Annotated in this window: 18 protein-coding genes; all 18 read right to left on the bottom strand. The window is 40.4% G+C overall.

Going from position 1 to position 20,401, the window contains the following annotated elements; translation table 11 throughout:
• Positions 1–388: 388 nt before the first annotated feature.
• Positions 389–1,072 carry a tRNA (N6-threonylcarbamoyladenosine(37)-N6)-methyltransferase TrmO gene (gene tsaA, locus T498_RS0110725; protein ID WP_028235909.1) on the bottom strand — a complete coding sequence of 228 codons (684 nt, stop codon included), beginning with the start codon at positions 1,070–1,072 and terminating at the stop codon, positions 389–391.
• A 60-nt stretch (positions 1,073–1,132) separates the two neighbouring features.
• The gene (locus tag T498_RS0110720; protein ID WP_028235908.1) at positions 1,133–1,657 is read right to left on the bottom strand and encodes an adenine phosphoribosyltransferase; all 525 of its coding nucleotides are present in this window, start codon (positions 1,655–1,657) and stop codon (positions 1,133–1,135) included.
• Between the two features lie 226 nt (positions 1,658–1,883).
• The gene (locus tag T498_RS0110715; protein ID WP_028235907.1) at positions 1,884–3,332 is read right to left on the bottom strand and encodes a flagellin N-terminal helical domain-containing protein; all 1,449 of its coding nucleotides are present in this window, start codon (positions 3,330–3,332) and stop codon (positions 1,884–1,886) included.
• Positions 3,333–3,727: 395 nt separating this feature from the next.
• The gene (locus T498_RS16285; protein WP_051524718.1) at positions 3,728–4,183 is read right to left on the bottom strand and encodes a helix-turn-helix transcriptional regulator; all 456 of its coding nucleotides are present in this window, start codon (positions 4,181–4,183) and stop codon (positions 3,728–3,730) included.
• Between the two features lie 45 nt (positions 4,184–4,228).
• Positions 4,229–5,209, bottom strand: a complete 981-nt coding sequence (locus T498_RS0110705) for an Rpn family recombination-promoting nuclease/putative transposase (protein WP_028235906.1) — start codon at positions 5,207–5,209, stop codon at positions 4,229–4,231.
• A 373-nt stretch (positions 5,210–5,582) separates the two neighbouring features.
• Entirely contained in the window at positions 5,583–7,025 is a 1,443-nt protein-coding gene (locus tag T498_RS0110700) for a flagellin N-terminal helical domain-containing protein (RefSeq protein WP_028235905.1), read from the bottom strand.
• Between the two features lie 828 nt (positions 7,026–7,853).
• Entirely contained in the window at positions 7,854–8,657 is an 804-nt protein-coding gene (locus T498_RS0110695) for a metal ABC transporter permease (protein ID WP_051524717.1), read from the bottom strand.
• Positions 8,650–9,411, bottom strand: a complete 762-nt coding sequence (locus T498_RS0110690; protein ID WP_028235903.1) for a metal ABC transporter ATP-binding protein — start codon at positions 9,409–9,411, stop codon at positions 8,650–8,652. The genes T498_RS0110695 and T498_RS0110690 overlap by 8 nt, the downstream gene beginning before the upstream one ends.
• A 28-nt stretch (positions 9,412–9,439) precedes the next feature.
• On the bottom strand, positions 9,440–10,408 hold the full coding sequence (locus T498_RS0110685; RefSeq protein WP_028235902.1) for a metal ABC transporter substrate-binding protein: 969 nt from the start codon (positions 10,406–10,408) through the stop codon (positions 9,440–9,442).
• A complete protein-coding gene (yihA, locus tag T498_RS0110680) occupies positions 10,408–11,028 on the bottom strand; it encodes a ribosome biogenesis GTP-binding protein YihA/YsxC (protein WP_028235901.1) in 621 nt (206 codons plus the stop codon). The genes T498_RS0110685 and yihA overlap by 1 nt, the downstream gene beginning before the upstream one ends.
• Complete coding sequence (clpX, locus tag T498_RS0110675; RefSeq protein WP_155951059.1) at positions 11,028–12,314, bottom strand: ATP-dependent Clp protease ATP-binding subunit ClpX; 1,287 nt, start codon at positions 12,312–12,314, stop codon at positions 11,028–11,030. Before clpX ends, yihA begins: the two co-directional genes overlap by 1 nt.
• A gap of 55 nt (positions 12,315–12,369) precedes the next feature.
• Positions 12,370–12,954, bottom strand: coding sequence for an ATP-dependent Clp endopeptidase proteolytic subunit ClpP (gene clpP, locus T498_RS0110670; RefSeq protein WP_028235899.1), 585 nt, complete (start codon positions 12,952–12,954; stop codon positions 12,370–12,372).
• 155 nt (positions 12,955–13,109) lie between these two features.
• Positions 13,110–14,498, bottom strand: a complete 1,389-nt coding sequence (gene tig / locus T498_RS15595) for a trigger factor (RefSeq protein ID WP_051524716.1) — start codon at positions 14,496–14,498, stop codon at positions 13,110–13,112.
• A 90-nt stretch (positions 14,499–14,588) separates the two neighbouring features.
• Positions 14,589–15,032 carry a ribose 5-phosphate isomerase B gene (gene rpiB / locus T498_RS0110660; RefSeq protein ID WP_028235898.1) on the bottom strand — a complete coding sequence of 148 codons (444 nt, stop codon included), beginning with the start codon at positions 15,030–15,032 and terminating at the stop codon, positions 14,589–14,591.
• Between the two features lie 12 nt (positions 15,033–15,044).
• On the bottom strand, positions 15,045–15,581 hold the full coding sequence (locus T498_RS0110655; protein WP_028235897.1) for a YqeG family HAD IIIA-type phosphatase: 537 nt from the start codon (positions 15,579–15,581) through the stop codon (positions 15,045–15,047).
• Between the two features lie 65 nt (positions 15,582–15,646).
• Positions 15,647–16,045, bottom strand: a complete 399-nt coding sequence (locus tag T498_RS0110650; protein ID WP_028235896.1) for a hypothetical protein — start codon at positions 16,043–16,045, stop codon at positions 15,647–15,649.
• Positions 16,046–16,120: 75 nt separating this feature from the next.
• Complete coding sequence (gene nrdR, locus T498_RS0110645; protein ID WP_028235895.1) at positions 16,121–16,573, bottom strand: transcriptional regulator NrdR; 453 nt, start codon at positions 16,571–16,573, stop codon at positions 16,121–16,123.
• Positions 16,574–16,744: 171 nt separating this feature from the next.
• A complete protein-coding gene (nifJ, locus tag T498_RS0110640; protein ID WP_028235894.1) occupies positions 16,745–20,278 on the bottom strand; it encodes a pyruvate:ferredoxin (flavodoxin) oxidoreductase in 3,534 nt (1,177 codons plus the stop codon).
• Between the last annotated feature and the right edge of the window lie 123 nt (positions 20,279–20,401).

Here is a 20,401-nt window from a genome sequence, read left to right as displayed (position 1 = left end):
CTGAGGGAACTTGGTTTCATACTCCGTTTGCTAAGTAAAATAACAAAGCAGGTTTTGCATATATAATCACCGTGGCACATTCAACATCGTGTTTTAAGTGACCACTTGCGCTGCCGTCCATGGCAGCGCATGCTTATATATTGCAAAACCTGCTTTTATTTTACTAAGCGCACTACAAAATCAACCAAGTTTCCCTCAGCCTAAGAAGTACAAATTATAATATGTTTTGTGTCCGCCCACCCAAAAACCTTTTTCAAAATTGTACAGGCCTGCAAAAGACACATGTAAATAAAGATGCATAAATGGCCCATTAGAAAAACGCAATATTCATGCAATGCATCCCCCACAAAGCCCCGAGGGCTACTGCATGGGCGGGCGCGCTCCAAAATTACTGTGAATGGTAACAATTGATCACGTCGGTGACAAGCAAGCCTTCTTCGGTTGCCAGGAATACTATATCGTAGCCATGATATGCTACTCTAAATTCTCTGCGCTTATCTCTGTCGTAGGCTGCTCGAGGGTCCTGTGATAGTAGCTGTATTGCTGACTGCTGCAAACCATTGGGTAAGCGCTTTAGCAAATGGTCTGGAAACTCCACCTTTACCTGCTGACCTTTTGAAAGGTTATCGGTAAATCCTCCTCTAGCATCAGGGTGTGCATCGGCATATGGAATGTAGGGCTTGATGTCGTATATTGGAGTGCCATCTAGCATGTCCACGCCACTTACTATGAGCACCTGACCTTCGTCGGTATCCTTTACTTCTAAGAGACGCACTGAAGAAAGCCCGATATTATTAGGCCTGTAAGGTGCCCTTGTGGCAAATACTCCCATGTGTTTTTCACCGCCTAATCTAGGAGGTCTCACTGTGCCACCATCTAGTGGCTTATTCTTGGAAAAGCCCCAGATTAGCCATAGATAGTCGTAATCCATGATGCCTTCAATGAATGTAGGGTTTCTAAATTCTGGCTCGAATATGACATAGCCTACTTCATCCACAAGACCGCTTTGTCTTGGAATACCAAACTTTTGGGTAAAACCTGTCTTGATGTGTGCGATTTCTTTTAGTTCCATATCTACCTCTAGAAAAATAAAAAAGGCAGCACATTTAGTACTGCCTAAAAGCCTTTATATTTATTTACCTTCGTATGTTACAACTGATTCTACATCATACTTAGCAAGCTTCTCACGACCATTAAGACCTGCAAGCTCCATAAGGAATACAATCTTAACTACTTCGCCGCCAAGCTGTTCAACTAGCTTGCATGCAGCTTCGATTGTACCACCAGTAGCGATAAGATCATCAACGATAACAACCTTCTGACCTGGCTTAACAGCGTCCTTGTGCATCTCAATTGTAGCTGTGCCGTACTCAAGCTCATACTCCATCTCGATAGTCTCGCAAGGAAGCTTACCTTTCTTACGAATAAGAACGAATGGCTTGTGTAATGCATAAGCAAGTGGTGCGCCGAATATAAAACCACGGCTCTCAGCTCCTGCAATAACATCACAATCAACATTCTCAAGAATCTTCTTCATCTCATCGATTGCAAGCTGAAATCCATCTGCATCCTGTAAGATGCTTGTAACGTCACGGAACATGATACCTGGTTCTGGAAAATCTGGAATAGTCCTGATATAATCTTCTACTTTCTTCATATGGCTCCTTCTATTCTATAGGCCGCATTCTATAAAGCGGCAAAACAATAAAGTCGGATAAAAATATTATCCTAATTTATTATACTTTCTTTATTTGTATATTTCAAGTGGGGACTATATTTATTATATCTGCCTTCAAAAAAAGGGGCCCCGAAGGACCCCAAGTTTGTGGATAGTACTAAGCCGTTTACGAAGCTTATTGTACTAATGCGTTTGGCCACGCTAATTACTGAAGTATTGAAAGAACACCCTGTGTAGCCTGATTTGCCTGAGCGAGCATTGACTGGCCTGCCTGAGCAAGAATATTGTTCTTGCTGTATGTAACCATCTCTTCAGCCATATCTGTATCACGGATACGTGATTCAGCTGCATCTGTGTTTTCAACTACGTTATCAAGATTTGCTATACTATGCTCTAGTCTGTTCTGAACCGCACCAAGTGCAGATCTTTGTGCTGATACCTTTGCAACCGCATCGGCGATAGCGTCAATAGCATAAGTTGCTGCTTTGCCTGTATCATCGGATACGTTGATGCCATCGAGTCCAAGATTCTTAGAATTCATTGTCTCGATTGTTACACCAATCTTGTTTGTCATATCAGCGTCGGAACCTACATGTAAGTTGAATGTTAAATCATTCTTTGTAATGATATTGCCTCTTGTAATTGTGAACGCCATAAAGGTTGCTTTGTTATCGCCACTTCCAGTTTCTACCTTAGTAGGCTGTGGATCATCGATAGCAGCTCTTGTCTGAGTTGCACCGATAGATGAAGCTGCAATGAGTTCTGTACGAACCATCTTGTAAGCTTGCTTAGCGGTAACTAAAACCTTATTGTTAGGGTCCACATATTCATCAGCAGTACCTGTTTGAGAGAATACTGTTGCCTCCAATCCATTGAAGCTAATTGTCGAGCCATTGCTTGCTAAGCTGAAGATTTTAGCAAAGGTAATCTTTGCCTGCTCCATGTCCTGCTCGCCGTCTGCCACAATTACGTAGCTCTTACCATCAATTGTAACTGCATCACCATTCTGTAGCTTGTCGCTAGATTTAGATGAATCTGAGATATTCTTATCACCTGTGATTGTCTGAAGTGCCTCAGCAACATCAGAAGCACCAATTGAATATGTAGTGCCACCAATTGTGTATGTGTCTCCGACTTTTAGCTCCTTCATCTGGAAGGTTGCCTTTGTTGTATTCTCTGTTAGAGTTCCAACTAAACCTGCATCATGGGCATGAACCTTGTAGTCCTTGTCCCCATTTCCGCCCTTCAGCAAGTATGTCTCATTGAACTTCGTTGTCTCTGCAACACGGTCGATTTCAGTAGTAAGCTGGTCAATCTCGTTCTGGATTGCTGTTCTATCTGACTCACTATTTGTACCGTTTGCAGCCTGAACTGCTAGTTCGTTCATACGTTGAAGCATAGAGTGTACTTCTGTAAGGGCACCCTCGGCGGTTTGTACTGAAGAAATACCATCTGATGCATTTGTTGAAGCCTGATCTAGACCTCGAATCTGCTTTCTCATTTTCTCTGAAATTGAAAGTCCTGCTGCATCATCTGCGGCTCTGTTGATTCTAAATCCGCTTGAAAGTTTCTCAGTAGACTTACCCTGAGCTGTTGTTGTTATACCTAACATTCTTGAAGCATTAGCTGCCTGCATATTGTGTTGTACTACCATAATTTCTACCTCCTTGTAGATACTCTCACGATTCCATTCATGAGAGAAGCATTAGTTGCTTACATAACATTACTTATAATTAATTTAGTTTCATGACATGGAAACATACATACTTTAGGCTTATTTCCAGTATCTATATTACAAGGGAGTGACCAACCTCCGCGTGTAATCAAGGAAGAAATTAAAGTAGTTTACCCTTATTAAATTGTAAAGGTACTATTGTGGACTAGTTATTCTTCCGCGCGATAAATGAAAAATAACTATCCAGATGGACAACAAATACATTTTGTATACTGTTTCCATCTATAACAATTATCGGAAAAGATTTTGGAAACTTTAGAATAAATTATCAAAAAAATAAGGCCCTCCCACTGGAAGCCTTATAACTGCATAGCCTACACTTTATTATATTCAGCTAATAGTGAATCTATAAACTCATTATCCCCCTGTAGTAACTCCTCTAAATCATCATCTCTGCCATTGTCGCGAAGCCATTTAAACAGGTCAATTATCTCTTTTCGCCCCTTAATGATACAGAGAGTAGATATATCTAATTCAGGAGCGATCTTATCTTTTAGTCTGGAAGCATACTCAGCTAAAACCTTTGCTCGCTTCTTTTTGAATTCATCTGAGTCCTCGTAGAACCACCAGGGTTCCACTCGAAAATATTCTCCCAATTGCTCCAAAACTCTATAGTTGGGTGTAGTATTTCCATTTGTCCAATCACAAAATGTAGTGTATTTGAATCCTAAGTCAGAGCAGACCTGACGCCTGGTTTTCTTTTCTTCTTTTAAAAGATTCTTTATATTATTTGATATTTGTAATTTTACATCATCTGTAATTGTCTCCAACTTTTAATTCTCCACTTTTATCTTAATCAAAATGTTTTTTCAATATCATTTCAGCATTGATTTGTATTTTTCCCATTCATTCTCTGGGATCTCAAGTATCTTCAATGCCTCATCTATACTCACCCCTAGTTTGTTTGTTATGTTCTTTATATCTCTCAAGTGAGTTTGCTGTATTCCTTGCTCTATTCCTTGCTGCATTCCTCGCTCTATTCCTTGTTGTAAGCCTAAATCTATGCCCTCTTGTTTAAGTTCCATAACCGCTTTACACATGTTATAACCACCTCCTGAATTCTTTCTTGGTAATTTTACTGATGCAAAATCCCTAATTAATTCAGCTGTATCTCTTTGAAGATTCGTAAATTTATTGTTAGTTTGAACCAGCTCATACATTCTAGTTTTATCATTCCTAGTATTAAGTATTGAAAACAATTCCCGCAATTCAGTACTAAAACTAGGAAGCTGCTCACAATCGATAATAGAAAACAAATTAATATTATAATCATTGATAAATGGTCTAACAGCATCATCCACATCTGTTAGCATTTCTTGTAAGGATGTAGGTGCATCCCAGGATTTGTCTCCCCAATACAATGTAACTGTGACTACAGGAATGAGCTTGTCAGTTTTAGTAAATCCAGATAAATAACTATCCGCAGAACATTTACCATCTATTTTATTGAATACTGATATTTCCTCCACTTGGCGCATATAGCCAAGAGCATCATATAGCATATCTCTGACTGGCATGGCGTAATGTATGTCAGACTGGTTCTCTATCCCAAGTATAGCATAAAAAATCTTATCATTCTTCATAATTATGGACTTTTTTATGATATCCCTAAACTTCTGCACTGATTTTGATTTGCGATTACCTGTTGGAATAATTGATAGCATCGAAGTATCTATCTCTTCAAGGGTAGCCCAGTCTATAACTTGCTTTCCACCATATATTAGTCCATTGAAAAAATCAGCAAAAATCACTGGATTTCTCATGTATTTCTTTGTTGCTACATCTTTACTTGCCATTGTTATTTCACTTTCATACATTATTCGTGTACATATATTACGGAATATCCGTAATTTTGTCAAGTGCAAACGGCAATTCAAATCTAAATATGTGGGCGTGACTTCTTGCTGACAGAACAATGAAAACTCCCGTAAAAGCGAGCTGCGCAAGAAAAAACGCACAGAAAAAGAACCTCCGACGGGGAGGTTCTTTTATCTATACATCCGTGTATGTACGCTCTGAAATCCATTTCCGAGGAATTGTTTTTGAAATAAGGGACTCCTAGGTCCTCTAGGAGTCCCGATTTCACTAGTATTTAAACTAGTCTGCGCGAAACGAATAAATAGTAATTGTTTAACTTAATGTTCCAAAGCTTTCTTATCCTATGTAGGATTAGCCAAGGATTGAAAGTACACCCTGTGTAGACTGGTTAGCCTGTGCAAGCATTGCCTGGCCTGCCTGCTGAAGAATATTATTCTTGCTGTAGTTAACCATCTCATCAGCCATGTCTGTATCACGGATACGAGACTCAGCAGCGTTGGTGTTCTCAACTACGTTATCTACGTTAGCGATTGTGTGCTCTAATCTGTTCTGAACAGCACCGAGTGCAGATCTCTGAGCAGATACCTTTGCTACAGCATCAGCGATAGCGTCGATTGCGTATGTAGCAGCCTTACCTGTATCATCAGATACGTTGATACCATCAAGACCAAGGTTCTTAGAGTTCATTGTTTCGATTGTAACGCCAATCTTGTTTGTCATGTCAGCATCAGAACCAACATGAAGGTTGAATGAAAGGTCATTCTTTGTTGTTACAGAACCACGTGTAATTGTGAAATTGTGATATGTAACTGCATTATTACTATCTCCAACTTTCTGTGCTCCAGCATCAGCTACTGTAGCAGCTGTTCCTGTTGCACCAATTGAAGATGCAGCCTTAAGTTCAGACTGAACCATGCTATAAGCCTTTGTAGCTGTAATTAATGACTTGTTGTTAGGGTCAACATCTACGTCTTTCTGAGAGAATACAGTAACTTCTTTTCCATTAAATCCAATTGTTGAGCCTGCGCTTGCAAGACTAAATACCTTAGCAGCTGTAATCTTAGCCTGCTCCATATCAGCATCATTAGCACTACCAACGATTGTGTAGCTCTTGCCATCGATTGTGATTGTATCACCATCTTTAAGCTTAGTAGCTGCATCGTTCTTTGTAACTTCTTCAGTCTCTTTTCCACCAGTTAATACAGATAGGGCCTGTTCTACCTTTGTAGCACCGATGCTATATGCTGTTCCACCGATTGTGTAAGAATCACCAACTGAAAGAGCCTTCATCTGGAATGTAGCCGTTGTTGTGTTCTCTGAAAGTGTTCCTACAAGACCTGCATCATGAGCGTGTACGTGATATGTCTTATCACCATTGCCGCCCTTAAGTAAGTATGTCTCGTTGAATTTTGTTGTCTCAGCAACACGATCGATTTCTGTTGTAAGCTGATCGATTTCGTCCTGAATTGAAGAACGATCTGACTCACTGTTTGTTCCGTTAGCTGCCTGTACTGCAAGCTCATTCATTCTTTGAAGCATTGAGTGAACTTCTGTTAAAGCACCTTCAGCTGTCTGTACAGAAGAAACACCGTCCTGTGCGTTTGTAGATGCCTGATCAAGACCTCTAATCTGCTTACGCATCTTTTCTGAAATTGAAAGACCAGCTGCATCATCTGCTGCACGGTTGATTCTGTAACCAGAAGAAAGTTTCTCAGTCGACTTAGCCTGATTGCCTGATGTGATGTTGAGCATTCTTGAAGCATTGCTTGCCTGCATGTTATGTTGTACTACCATAAATTCTACCTCCTTGTAGATACTCCCTAGAATCCTTTCTTGGGAGAAGTGCTTATGCACTTGATTGTTATTAAAATTACTACTGGAGCTTTTGCTCCTATATAATCAACACAGCACTCGCGCGACATGCCGTAAAGACTATCAATGATATAAAGTTATAGGTTCGCATGAAAAAATTCTATTGCGATTACAATAGATAAATAGAAACTGATTTGATTATTCCGATCCTTAACATCCTTGTCCTGTATCGAAAGCGATATTTGATTTTGGTGTAACTCTCGGGATAATGAATTCCGTTTCATTTATCCTTACAAAAAATGTATGTGCATTTCTTACATGTAATGTAAGAAATCACTTACTCTGAGTGGCCCATTGCCGGAGGCAATTTTAAATGGCCATCTCTTCCTTACAAAATGTATATCGGATGATGTTTTTAAAACTTAACCCCTATTTGAAAAAAAATTTTATTTTTTTTGATTAAGTAAACAATCACCCTCATCAGTCAGCTCCGCTGACAGCTTGTCTCGCCTCCCGGCTCGGTCGCTGCTAAACAGGCTCCACTGGAGCCTAGCAACCCCTCAAGGTGGAAGCCTTGACTTCTTTGCCTTACAACTACTATATCGGACGACCTGTTATAAACTTAACCCCTTTTTGAAAATTTTTTCAAAAAATATTATTCTTACAAAAAAGGTGCTACAGTCAAGGATTCGCCCCTCCTGTAACACCTATTATATCATCATTTTTTAGTTATAACCGTTTTTCACGGAAAAGTCATAGATTCCTGTTTTTCCTCAGAAAAAGAGGAATCGTAAATACCAAGAAAATAGATTATCTATCCTTCCCATAAATATAGGTAGCAAAGTAAATCACGCTGGCAATGATAACAATCATTGGACCAGTGGCCATATCGGTGAAGTATGAGACAAATAGCCCTGCTACACCTGAGAAAATGCTAAATATAATAGAAAGATATGTGTACTCTCTGAAGTTTTCCGATATGTTGCGGCTGCTCGCAGCCGGAAGTATCAATAACGCATTAATAAGCAAAATCCCCACCCACTTAATGCTAAGCATAACAAGAAGCGCTATAAGCACTGCAAATGCATCCTCCATCACTCTTACTGAAATACTGCGGCTCTTGGCAAGAGTAGCATGTATGCTTATAGCTGTAAGCCTGTTGATACTAATGCACCAGAACACTAATATTACCACAAATAGTACTATCAACTGTATAATCTCTTTTGTAGTGATTGACAATATATCTCCCACTAATATAGCGGAATAATTTGCAAAGCTACCGCCTCTTGATAGTATAGCAAGACCAAGTGCTGTAGCACAGCTTGCAAATACAGATATAAGTGTATCTGAAGAGCTAAGGCCCTTTCTACTTATATAATTAAGAAGAAGTGCAAAAAATATTCCAAAGATAATCATGGATACAGTTGTATTGGCGATGCCCATGATAACACCTGCGGCTATACCGGTAAGTGCCGAATGTCCAAGTGCATCACTAAAATATGCCATACGCTTTTGAACGATCATGGTTCCTACCATTCCAAACAATGGCGATATCAGCAATATTGCAATAGTCGCCCTGACCATGAAGGCGTATGAAAACATTTCACTAAACATTTGCATTCACCTCCACTTCTCCTGCCGCACCTTTTCCAAAGACACTCTTAAAAGCATCGGATTCAAACACTATTTTGGGCTTTCCTGCCGCTGTAACGGTCTTATCAATAAGAATGACATTATCTGCATATTTATATACATAGTCTAAGTCATGGCTTACAAGAATAATAGCAAGATCATGTGTCTCTTTGAGATATTTCATCTTCTCATAGAAAGCATCCATACCATTTTTATCAATACCTGACACCGGCTCATCTAATATAAGAAGATTCGGTGTATCATGAACAGCCATAGCAAGAAGAACTCTTTGGAGCTGTCCTCCAGAAAGTGTACCTACAGGCTGATCAATAAGACTCTCCACATCAAACTCTGCCAGCGCTTCGCTGATATGAGCATGTTCTTTTTTATTTCTAAATAAAATAGGTAATTTTCCTGTAAACGATTGAAATAAATCGTACACAGAAAGAGGTGTAGTTCTATCTATGTTTATACTCTGTGGAACATACCCCATCTTCAATTTCGCCATATTACCATTCATTTTATTTTTAAACTGAATCTCACCTGTATATGGAACCTCGCCTAAAATAGCTCTAATCAATGTTGATTTACCAGCCCCATTTCGGCCGATGATAGCTGTCATTTGTCCACAATGTACGTGAAGATTTATATTCTCAAGTACTTTTTGGTCACCAAATGAAACACCTAGATTATTAAACTTTATACAGTGAAAACCACATGGAATAATTTTTTTCATATAATGTTCCTTGTATCTTACTTATATGCTACAAACTATTTTTAATCAACGCGTAATTCTTATTTAGTACGGTAATATAATCAAGCCCGCTATAATCACCATGAACTAATGTCTCAAGATATACCACCTTAGCATCAGTCTGCTCTGTAATAAGCTCTCCCATGGCATGACCATAATCATATTCTGCAAAAACGATTTTTACATCATTTTCATTGATAGAATCAATGAATGCACTAACTTCACCTGCACTCACCTGTCGCTCCTCATCAAGATCCATTGTAGCAACTACATTAGTTCCAAGGGATTGTGCAGTATATGCGAATGCCTCATGAAGAACTGCCACATTAGTACCAGCTAGCTCTTCATCTAATCCTTGCATATCAATCTGGGAATCCATCACACTAAGGAATGTAGCTGCATTTGAATCGTATGCTGCCTTGTCAGCAGCATCAATCTGGCCAAGGCCTTCTGCTATAGCCTGTACCTGGCCTGCGTAGATAGCTTCGCTCATCCAGATATGACTGTTGGCTCCTGAATCATGATGATGCTCTTCTGATTCAACACCGTGAGTATGGCTTTCTTCTGCCTCGTCCTCGTCTTCAATTATAACTGGATAGGAATCTTCAACACTTTCAAAGGTATCTATTATAGTAAGAGATGGATAAGCTTCTATAACATCTTCCAGATAGCCTTCCATGCCGCCACCATTTACAACTAACACATCCGCCTCAGAAAGATTTTTCATGTCCTCTGTTGTGAGTGTGTAGTCGTGTAGGCACCCTGTGGTAGGCTGAGAAAGATTCTGCACTGTAACACCATCAATATCTCCAACAACATTAACCGTTGCAAGATATACCGGATTACAGCTGGTCATAACCACGATTGAATCATCCGTATTTTGTTTATCTGTATTTTTCACATAAAAAAATGTGCCACAAAAGCAAATCACACTAATGGATGTAAGCAATAGTAGCACAAATAAAAATTTATTTTTCATTAATCTAGGTCCTCAACGTCTGTCAAACTGGCTTCGTTTTCAATTACCTGGTCAAGAAAATCCTGTATTGTATCAAGGCCCTGCTTTGTCTGAGATGAGAATGGAACAATAATTGTGTCCTTATCTGCACCAAGTCCTTCACGAAGAAGCTTTATCTGCTTATCAAGCTGACTTCGCTTAATCTTATCAGCCTTGGTCGCAATGACGATTGGATCGTATCCTACGTATGCCATCCAATCAAACATCTGCTTATCATTGGCAGATGGCTTATGTCTGATATCAACTAATAGGAACACGGCTCTGATTTGGTCAGATGTGTTCAGATAAGTCTCTATCATTTTGCCCCATCTTTCACGCTCTTTCTCAGAGGCTTTAGCAAAGCCGTAGCCAGGCAAGTCCACCACATAAATCTCATCATTAATATTGTAGAAATTTATTGTCTGAGTCTTACCCGGCTGAGCTGATACTCTGGCTAATGCCTTGCGGTTCATAACCGCATTTATAAGAGATGACTTTCCTACATTGGACTTGCCTGCGAACGCTACCTCAGGTAAATCGTTCTTAGGCAAGGTGGATGTAGGGCCACATACTGTTTCAAGATTGCAAGATCTGATTACCATTATGCGCTCTTTTCTTTCTTATCTTCGATTGCAACAACATTTTCGTCTTCACCCTTGTCGATGAGTAAAAGGTTGCTATCAACCATTTCTTTAGTAACAGTGATTTCTGTAATATTTTCGTCTGATGGTACATGATACATGTAATCCATCATAACACTTTCAACAATTGCTCTAAGTCCTCTAGCGCCAGTCTTTCTCTCGATAGACTTCTTAGCGATTTCACGAAGAGCATCCTCTTCAAACTCAAGCTTAACTCCATCCATCTTGAATAAAGCCTGATACTGTCTTGTAAGTGAGTTCTTTGGCTCTCTAAGGATTCTAATCATATCGTCCTCTGTGAGTTCCTTCAATGAAACATTGATAGGCACACGACCAATAAACTCAGGAATAAGACCGTATTTGATGAAATCCTGAGGAAGGGCCTGCTGAAGTAAATCATCTATCTTTTGATTGTTTTTGTCTTTTATGTCTGCACCAAAACCAATCTGGCTAACATCTGTACGCTGAGAAATAATTTTCTCTAGACCTTCAAATGCACCACCGCAGATAAATAAGATATTCTTAGTGTCGATAGCAATTGTCTCCTGCTGTGGATGCTTACGTCCGCCCTGAGGTGGCACATTAGCTACAGTACCCTCGATAATCTTAAGAAGGGCCTGCTGAACACCTTCACCAGATACATCACGAGTAATAGAAACGTTCTCTGACTTCTTTGTAATCTTATCTATCTCATCGATGTAGACAATACCGATTTCTGCTTTTTTGATATCGAATTCTGCTGCCTGAATAAGCTTAAGTAAGATATTTTCAACGTCTTCACCAACATATCCAGCCTCTGTAAGTGTTGTAGCATCTGCAATAGCAAATGGAACACCAAGAATTCTGGCTAATGTCTGTGCTAGAAGCGTCTTACCTGAACCTGTTGGTCCAAGCATAAGAACATTACTCTTCTGAAGCTCAACATCGATATCATCTGGATTAGCCATGATACGCTTGTAATGATTGTAAACAGCTACAGAAAGAACCTTCTTTGCCTCATCCTGACCAATAACATACTGATCAAGGAATGCCTTCATATCCTCTGGCTTCTGAAGATTAATCTCGATTGAATCAGGATTCTCAGCTGGCTCAAAATCCTCTAATTCTTCAACTATAATCTCCTGGCAAATGTCTACACATTCGTCGCAGATAAATGCCCCATTTGGTCCTGCTATAAGCTTACGAACCTGATTTTGTGTCTTTCCGCAGAAAGAGCAGCGAACTCTGTCATCGTTTCTTGCCATAATTACCTCATAAATCTAAAATCTATAATCCCCTAACAATTAATATATCGGACAACTGCTAGTTTTTCTTTGTAATAATTTCGTCGATTAATCCGTAATCTAAAGCTTCCTGTGCATCAAGCCAGTGATCACGCTCTGTATCTAAGCAAACCTGCTCGTATGGCTTTCCTGTATTTTCAGCTAACATACGGTTTAATCTTTCTCTTGTCTTTAAGATATTCTTAGCTGCAATTTCAATTTCTGTAGCCTGTCCCTTTGCTCCACCAAGTGGCTGGTGAATCATAACCTCTGCATTTGGAAGTGCAAATCTCTTGCCCTTCTGACCACCTGCAAGAAGGAAAGCACCCATAGATGCTGCCATACCGATACAGATAGTAGAAACATCAGGCTTGATGTACTGCATTGTGTCGTAGATAGCCATACCAGCAGTAACACTTCCGCCTGGGCTGTTGATATAAAGATGAATATCTTTGCTAGGATCTTCTGACTCAAGGAAAAGAAGCTGAGCAACTGTAAGAGATGCTGTTGTCTCGTTAACTTCCTCACCTAAGAAAATAATACGATCCTTTAATAATCTGGAATAAATATCATAAGAACGCTCACCGCGAGAATTCTGTTCAATGACATAAGGTATTGTTGCCATTATTTTTGTCCTCCTGTTAGCAAAATTTAGTATCTGTTAAATAGACACTAAGCCCGAGCGTACGCCCAGGCTAGTGTTTGACCTCGATATTTATTATATATATTTTATGTCGCTATGTCTTGGATTTTACAAAAAGTTAATAAAATTTTACTATTTTATTCTTCTTCTTTCTTAGCAGCCTTCTTTGTAGTCTTCTTAGCTGGCTTCTCCTCATCAGCTGATTCCTCAGCATCAGCAGCCTTCTTAGTAGCCTTCTTCTTAGCTGTTTCCTTAACATTGTCCATGATAAGCTCGATAGCCTTCTCGATAGCAATGTCCTTCTTCATAGAATCCTTCTCGTTGTCGCCAACAAGTGTCTTAAGCTGATCAAGCTCCATGCCATACTGCTTAGACATTTCCTCAAGCTTAGCATCAACATCAGCATCTGTAGCTTCGATCTTCTCAGCCTTTGCAATAGCCTCAAGTACAAGTGAAGACTGTGTACGTGAAAGTGCATCTGGACGAACCTGATCACGGAATGAATCCATTGTCATACCTGTGAACTGCATGTACTGCTGAAGTGAAAGTCCCTGCTGAGCCATGTTGTTAGCAAAATCATTAATCATGTTCTCAACCTGGTAGTCAAGCATTGCATCTGGAATCTCCATCTCAGAATCCTCAACGATCTTAGCGATAGCTTCGTCTTCCTGAGCGCGACGTCCTTCTGCCTTCTTATTGTTCTCAAGACGTTCCTTAACAGAAGCCTTGTACTCATCTACTGTCTCAAAATCTGTGTGATCTGATACATACTCATCATCAAGCTTTGGAACATCCTTGCTCTTTACTTCGTGGATGTGGCACTTGAATACTGCAGGCTTTCCAGCAAGATCCTCTGCCTGGTAGTTCTCTGGGAATGTAACCTCAACATCAACATCCTCGCCAGCCTTGTGACCGATAAGCTGATCTTCGAAACCTGGAATGAATGAACCTGAACCAAGCTCAAGATCATAGTTCTCACCCTTACCACCTTCGAATGCCTTATCATCGATGAAGCCTTCGAAATCGATAACTGCTGTATCACCCTTAGAAGCCTTACCTGTCTTAGAAACCATACGAGCATCTCTTTCAAGCTCAGCCTTAATTGTGTTGTTAACTTCTGTAGCTGTAACCTTTGAATCAACCTTTGTTACAGATACGCCCTTGTACTTACCAAGCTTAACTTCTGGCTTAACAGCAACTTCTGCTGTGTAGATGAAATCCTTGCCCTTTTCAAGCTGTGTAATGTCGATCTTTGGCTGAGAAACAATATCAAGCTTTGACTCATCATATGCCTGTGGATATGTCTCCTGCATAATGATATTAGCAGCGTCCTCATAGAAAATCTCTGCACCATACATCTTTTCTACCATGTTCTGTGGTACCTTTCCCTTACGGAAACCTGGAACAGAAATGCTGTTCTTCTGCTTGTTATATGCCTTTGTAATAGCCTTCTCGAGCTCAGCTGCGTCAACTGTGACTGTAAGCTTTGCCATATTCTTCTCAAGATTTTCTACCTGTACGTTCATTTACTAATATTCCTCCTCTAAATATATATAGGTAGACTAAATAGTCTTTTATTTACGTCAAACTTCGCAGACTGACAAATTATATCAGAATTAGTCTTCATTTTCAATAGCTGTAATCATATCGATTCTAATCTGATGTCTTCCGCCTTGAAATTCTGACTCTATAAATGTCTTAACAATATCCTTTGCCAACTCAGAACCAACGATTCTCGCGCCAAATGCAATCATATTTGCGTTGTTGTGCTGACGAATCAAGCGAGCTGTGGTTGTTTCTGAACATACACCACATCTGATTCCCTTTACCTTATTAGCAGCAAGAGAGATTCCTACGCCTGTACCACAAATGAGTACACCTAAATCTACTTCATGGTTTGCCACCATAAGTGCAGCCTTTTTGCCATACTCTGGATAATTGCAGCTTTCATTTGAATCTGTACCGATGTTGATTACTTCGTGACCTAAGCTTTCGATGTACTCTTTTACTTCGTTTTTCAACTCTACTGCAGCATGATCGTTTGCGATAACAATTTTCATTTTATTCTCCTTTTATTTAACAGGTACTTTATTTATTTCTTTTCCATAGATTGTATAAACTCTGTAACCCAACAAAATAATCGCTTCCAAAAAGCGTTTGAAGATTATTTGGATTTCCTCATGCCATTTTAACACTGGCTTAACCATTACTGAGCGAATTCCAGCACGATTAGCGCCCCAGATATCTGTAAGTATCTGATCTCCAACAAATATAGTGTTAGAAGCATCTGTCCCCATTTGATCCATAGCTTTTTCATAGCCAGCCTTTCCCGGCTTACCAGCCTTGTATATATAGCTACAATAGGTAACTGCTTCTTTGAATTTCTTCACTCTAGGTTCTTTATTGTTAGATAAAAGCAACGCCTGAAAGCCTATATCATTGAGCTCTTTAAAGAAAGCTATTGCTCTATCGTCTGCAGGTGCATTGTGTGGAACCAAAGTATTGTCCACATCGAATATAACACCTCTATACCCCTGTTCGTATAGTTTTTTAAAATCGATTGAATAAGTACTATCTACATAGTCTCTTGGATATAAATTTCTACTCATAGGCTCGATTTTAACATAATAAAAAGGACACATCAATTGATGCGCCCTTAAAAATCTAAAATAAATCACAATGTGAAGTTCTCTGGCCCTCTAACATCTGTGCTTTCTAGCTCTACCTTTGGCTTATTCTGAACAAAATACTGATATCTATGAATAGCTGAATCTTTTTTCATTTCATCAACAGCCTTCTCAACATCAAGAGATTTGATATCGCTATCTGCCCCCTTCATTTCATGAACAGTGCTTGGCTTGTATTGACTGGCAAAATCGTATGAGCCAAATGTCTGTCCCTGTCTAGCTGATGCAATTTCTTCATCTGAAACAACCTTAGCTTTATTATTATCCTCAGCTGGAAGCTTTGGAATAATTTCTTCTTCAACTGGCTTCTGATTGAAATCCGGTCTAAATCTTATTGAATTTTCATTATAAAACCCTACTGCTGGGCGAATACCTGATATATTCATTACACATTACTCCATACTTACTTTCCAATATATATCGTCATAAAAAGTAAATACTTAACTCCCCAATTAAAAAAATTACTTATCTAAAACCCGCTTTAATTCATCCATAAATGTATTAACATCCTTGAACTCACGATAAACAGATGCAAATCTAACATATGCAACTGGATCAACTGTCTCAAGATGTTCCATTACGATTTCACCAATCTTGGTGCTAGGAATCTCTTTCTCCTCTAATGAAAATATTTCTGTCTCGATTTCATCTACAACCTTTGAAATCTGCGCTGCAGAAACAGGACGTTTTCTACATGCGATAAGAACACCCTTTTCAATCTTTGTTCTATCGTATGGCTCACGATTATTATCCTTTTTAATAACAATCAAAGGAATAGTCTCAACCTTTTCATAGGTAGTAAAACGCTTACCGCATTCTGGACAAGAACGACGACGTCTAATACTTGTGTTGTCATCCGCTGGTCTTGAATCGATTACACTTGTATCATTGCTACCACAAAATGGACACTTCATAAAATCCTCCCTAAAAATATAGTTCGTACCACAATATCTAGTAATATTTTATCAGTTTCGACACAAGTATGCAAGAAATAGGTATAAAAAAGCCACTTGGTGGCCTCAACCTTGAGAAAACTCAAAGTTGATAGCTTAACCAAGTGGCTAAATTTTTATATTAGCTAAATCTTATGAATAAAGATCTACTAACTTCTTTAAGTGAGCATAACGCTCCTTAGCTGTCTCCTCGTTGAGTGCGAAGAGTCTATCAGCACGCTCTGGGAATGCCTTTGTAAGACGAGCATAACGTGTCTCGTTCTTGAGGAAGTCCTGATACTTGCTGTAGTCACCTTCCTTAGATGTAAGAGTGAATGGATTCTTTCCTTCCTTCTTAGCATCTGGGTTGAATGAGAAGAGGTTCCAGTAACCAGCCTCTACAGCCTTCTTCATCTCATCCTGGCAGTGGTTCATACCACCCTTAACACCGTGAAGCTCACATGGAGCGTATCCGATGATAAGTGAAGGTCCGTTGTAAGCTTCTGCCTCAGCAAGAACCTTAACAGCCTGTGCCATGTTTGCACCAAGTGCGATCTGAGCTACATATACATAACCGTATGACATAGCGATCTCAGAAAGAGACTTCTTAGACATCTCCTTACCTGAAGCAGCGAACTGGCAAACCTCACCGATGTTAGAAGCCTTAGAAGCCTGTCCACCAGTGTTAGAGTACATCTCTGTATCGAATACCATAACGTTAACGTTCTCACCAGAAGCAAGTACGTGATCAAGACCACCGAATCCGATATCGTATGCCCAACCGTCACCACCGAAGATCCATACAGACTTCTTAGCGAGGTAATCCTTAAGAGCAAGTGCTGCCTTAGCGTCCTCAGAACCGTTCTTCTCGAGCTCAGCTACGAGTACGTCTGTTGCTGCACCGTTCTCACGTGTAGAGTTCATTGTCTCTTCGAACTTAGCAAATGCGTCCTTAAGCTCTGCAGAACCAGCCTCAGCTGCCTTCTTTGCAGACTCGATAGCGCGCTCGCGGAGGTACTTCTGTCCAACTTCCATACCTAAACCGTGCTGTGCGTTGTCCTCGAAGAGTGAGTTACACCAAGCTGGACCCTTCTTAGAATCCTTGTTAACTGTGAATGGTGATGTAGCTGCAGGACCACCCCAAATTGAAGAACATCCTGTAGCGTTTGAAATATACATATGCTCACCAAAGAGCTGTGTAATAAGTCTTGCGTATGAAGTCTCAGCACAACCTGCACATGATCCTGAGAACTCAAGGAGTGGCTGATTGAACTGTGAGCCCTTAACTGTAAGGTCAGAACCTGCTGCTTCCTTACGTCCAACATTAGCTACTAAGTAGTTGAATACTGGCTGCTCATCTGCTTCGTCTGCCTGTGGAACCATTGTGATAGCACCAACTGGACATACAGTTGTACACTCACCACATCCCATACAGTCAAGTGGAGATACAGACATTGTGTACTTGAACTCAGAAGCCTTTGGCTTTGTATCAGCAAGCTTAATGTTTGCTGGAGCTGCCTTAACCTCATCCTCTGAAAGCATGTAAGGACGGATTGTAGCGTGTGAACATACGAATGCACACTGGTTACACTGGATACACTTCTCTGGATCCCATGTAGGAACCATTACGGCTGTACCACGCTTCTCGTAAGCTGCAGCACCAAGCTCGAACTGTCCGTTTGGATTCTCTGAGAATGCAGAAACTGGAAGTGAATCTCCATCCATCTTAGAGATAGGCTCAAGGAGGTTCTTAACCATCTTAATAACCTCTGGACGACCCTCAAGAGCTGGCTTCTCAGCATCTGGAGTAGGGTTCTTCCATGAATCTGGAACATTTACCTTATGTACAGCATCAACACCAGCGTCGATAGCGTTGTAGTTCATCTGAACAACGTCATCACCCTTCTTACCGTATGACTTCTTAGCAGCTGCCTTCATGTACTCAACAGCCTGGTCGATAGGCATTACGTCAGCAAGCTTGAAGAATGCAGACTGAAGGATTGTGTTTGTTCTCTTACCCATACCAATTTCGATAGCCTTATCGATAGCATTGATTGTGTAGAGCTGGATGTTGTTATCAGCAATGTACTTCTTAGCTTCAGCGTTGAGCTTCTGCTCGAGCTCTTCGTCTGACCACTGGCAGTTGATCATGAATACTCCGCCTGGCTTAACGTCCTGAACCATCTTCATGCCCTGTGTAACGTAAGCTGGGTTGTGGCAAGCTACGAAGTCTGCCTGGTTAATATAGTAAGGAGACTTGATTGGGTTGTCACCAAATCTCAAGTGAGAAATTGTAACACCACCAGTCTTCTTTGAATCATACTGGAAGTATGCCTGGATGTACTTATCTGTGTGATCACCGATGATCTTTGTAGAGTTCTTGTTAGCACCTACAGTACCATCACCGCCGAGGCCCCAGAACTTGCACTCCTTTGTACCTGGAGCTGAAGTGATAGGAGCTGGCTTAACCTCTGGAAGTGAAAGGTTAGTAACATCATCAACGATACCGATTGTAAATCTAGCCTTAGGAGCATCCTTCTCTAATTCCTTGTATACAGCGAATACTGATGAAGGAGGAGTATCCTTTGAACCAAGACCGTATCTACCACCGCAGATAACGATGTCGTTAAGACCTGCTTCACGAAGTGTTGTAGCAACATCAAGGTAAAGAGGATCAGCAAGAGCACCTGGCTCCTTTGTTCTATCAAGGATAGCGATCTTCTTAGCTGTCTTTGGAAGTGCAGCAAGGAATGCCTCTGAAGACCATGGCCTGTAAAGACGAACCTTAAGTACACCAACCTTCTCGCCGTGTGCGTTGAGGTAATCAATAACCTCTTCTGCAACGTCGTTGATAGAACCCATAGCGATGATGATTCTATCAGCATCAGCAGCACCATAGTAGTTGAAAAGCTTGTAATCTGTACCAAGCTTTGCATTTACCTTGTCCATGTACTTCTGAACAACTGCTGGGAAGTTATCATAGTATGTATTGCATGCTTCTCTGTGCTGGAAGAAAACGTCACCGTTTTCGTGAGAACCACGCATTGTAGGATGCTCTGGATTAAGTGCACGAGCACGGAACTCGTTGATTGCATCCATGTTAACCATTTCTTTAAGATCTGCATAATCCCACTTCTCGATCTTCTGGATTTCGTGTGATGTACGGAAACCATCGAAGAAGTTAAGTACAGGTACCTTACCCTCGATAGCTGCAAGGTGAGCTACTGGAGCAAGATCCATAACTTCCTGTGGATTTGTCTCGCATAACATAGCGAAACCTGTCTGACGACAAGCGTAAACATCTGAGTGATCACCAAAGATGTTAAGTGACTGTGTAGCAACTGTACGAGCTGATACATCGAATACACAAGGAAGCTGCTCTGCAGCGATCTTGTACATATTAGGGATCATAAGAAGAAGACCCTGTGAAGCTGTGAATGTAGTTGTGAGTGCACCTGCACCAAGTGAACCGTGAACGGCACCTGCGGCACCTGCCTCAGACTCCATCTCTACAACCTTTACCTGATTTCCAAAAATGTTTTCAAGGCCTGCTGCTGACCACTGGTCAACAAAATCGGCCATTGGGCTGGATGGTGTAATAGGGTAAATAGCAGCGACATCAGTAAACGCATAAGCTACGTGTGCTGCAGCCTGGTTTCCATCCATAGACTGTTTTGCTCTTGGCATTTTTAAATCCTCCTTGTTAACTATGACATCTATAGTTACTGAGATAGCATAAATAAACCGGATTACTATCCCAAAATGTCGTAATTTTATAATAGAACTAATGAGAATATTTTTCAACAGAAC

Source organism: Pseudobutyrivibrio sp. MD2005 (genome assembly GCF_000621865.1).
GTDB lineage: Bacteria > Bacillota > Clostridia > Lachnospirales > Lachnospiraceae > Pseudobutyrivibrio.
This window is presented reverse-complemented; position numbering and strand designations above follow the sequence as displayed.

Excerpts from the sequence above, each read along its gene's own strand:
- T498_RS0110715 (WP_028235907.1), bottom strand. The coding sequence starts at position 3,332 with ATGGTAGTACAACACAATATGCAGGCAGCTAATGCTTCAAGAATGTTA.
- rpiB (WP_028235898.1), bottom strand. The coding sequence starts at position 15,032 with ATGAAAATTGTTATCGCAAACGATCATGCTGCAGTAGAGTTGAAAAAC.
- tig (WP_051524716.1), bottom strand. The coding sequence starts at position 14,498 with ATGAACGTACAGGTAGAAAATCTTGAGAAGAATATGGCAAAGCTTACA.
- T498_RS0110655 (WP_028235897.1), bottom strand. The coding sequence starts at position 15,581 with ATGAGTAGAAATTTATATCCAAGAGACTATGTAGATAGTACTTATTCA.
- nifJ (WP_028235894.1), bottom strand. The coding sequence starts at position 20,278 with ATGCCAAGAGCAAAACAGTCTATGGATGGAAACCAGGCTGCAGCACAC.
- clpP (WP_028235899.1), bottom strand. The coding sequence starts at position 12,954 with ATGGCAACAATACCTTATGTCATTGAACAGAATTCTCGCGGTGAGCGT.
- T498_RS0110695 (WP_051524717.1), bottom strand. The coding sequence starts at position 8,657 with ATGTTTAGTGAAATGTTTTCATACGCCTTCATGGTCAGGGCGACTATT.
- T498_RS0110685 (WP_028235902.1), bottom strand. The coding sequence starts at position 10,408 with ATGAAAAATAAATTTTTATTTGTGCTACTATTGCTTACATCCATTAGT.
- yihA (WP_028235901.1), bottom strand. The coding sequence starts at position 11,028 with ATGGTAATCAGATCTTGCAATCTTGAAACAGTATGTGGCCCTACATCC.
- T498_RS0110650 (WP_028235896.1), bottom strand. The coding sequence starts at position 16,045 with ATGAATATATCAGGTATTCGCCCAGCAGTAGGGTTTTATAATGAAAAT.
- T498_RS0110720 (WP_028235908.1), bottom strand. The coding sequence starts at position 1,657 with ATGAAGAAAGTAGAAGATTATATCAGGACTATTCCAGATTTTCCAGAA.
- tsaA (WP_028235909.1), bottom strand. The coding sequence starts at position 1,072 with ATGGAACTAAAAGAAATCGCACACATCAAGACAGGTTTTACCCAAAAG.
- T498_RS0110700 (WP_028235905.1), bottom strand. The coding sequence starts at position 7,025 with ATGGTAGTACAACATAACATGCAGGCAAGCAATGCTTCAAGAATGCTC.
- T498_RS0110690 (WP_028235903.1), bottom strand. The coding sequence starts at position 9,411 with ATGAAAAAAATTATTCCATGTGGTTTTCACTGTATAAAGTTTAATAAT.
- nrdR (WP_028235895.1), bottom strand. The coding sequence starts at position 16,573 with ATGAAGTGTCCATTTTGTGGTAGCAATGATACAAGTGTAATCGATTCA.
- T498_RS0110705 (WP_028235906.1), bottom strand. The coding sequence starts at position 5,209 with ATGGCAAGTAAAGATGTAGCAACAAAGAAATACATGAGAAATCCAGTG.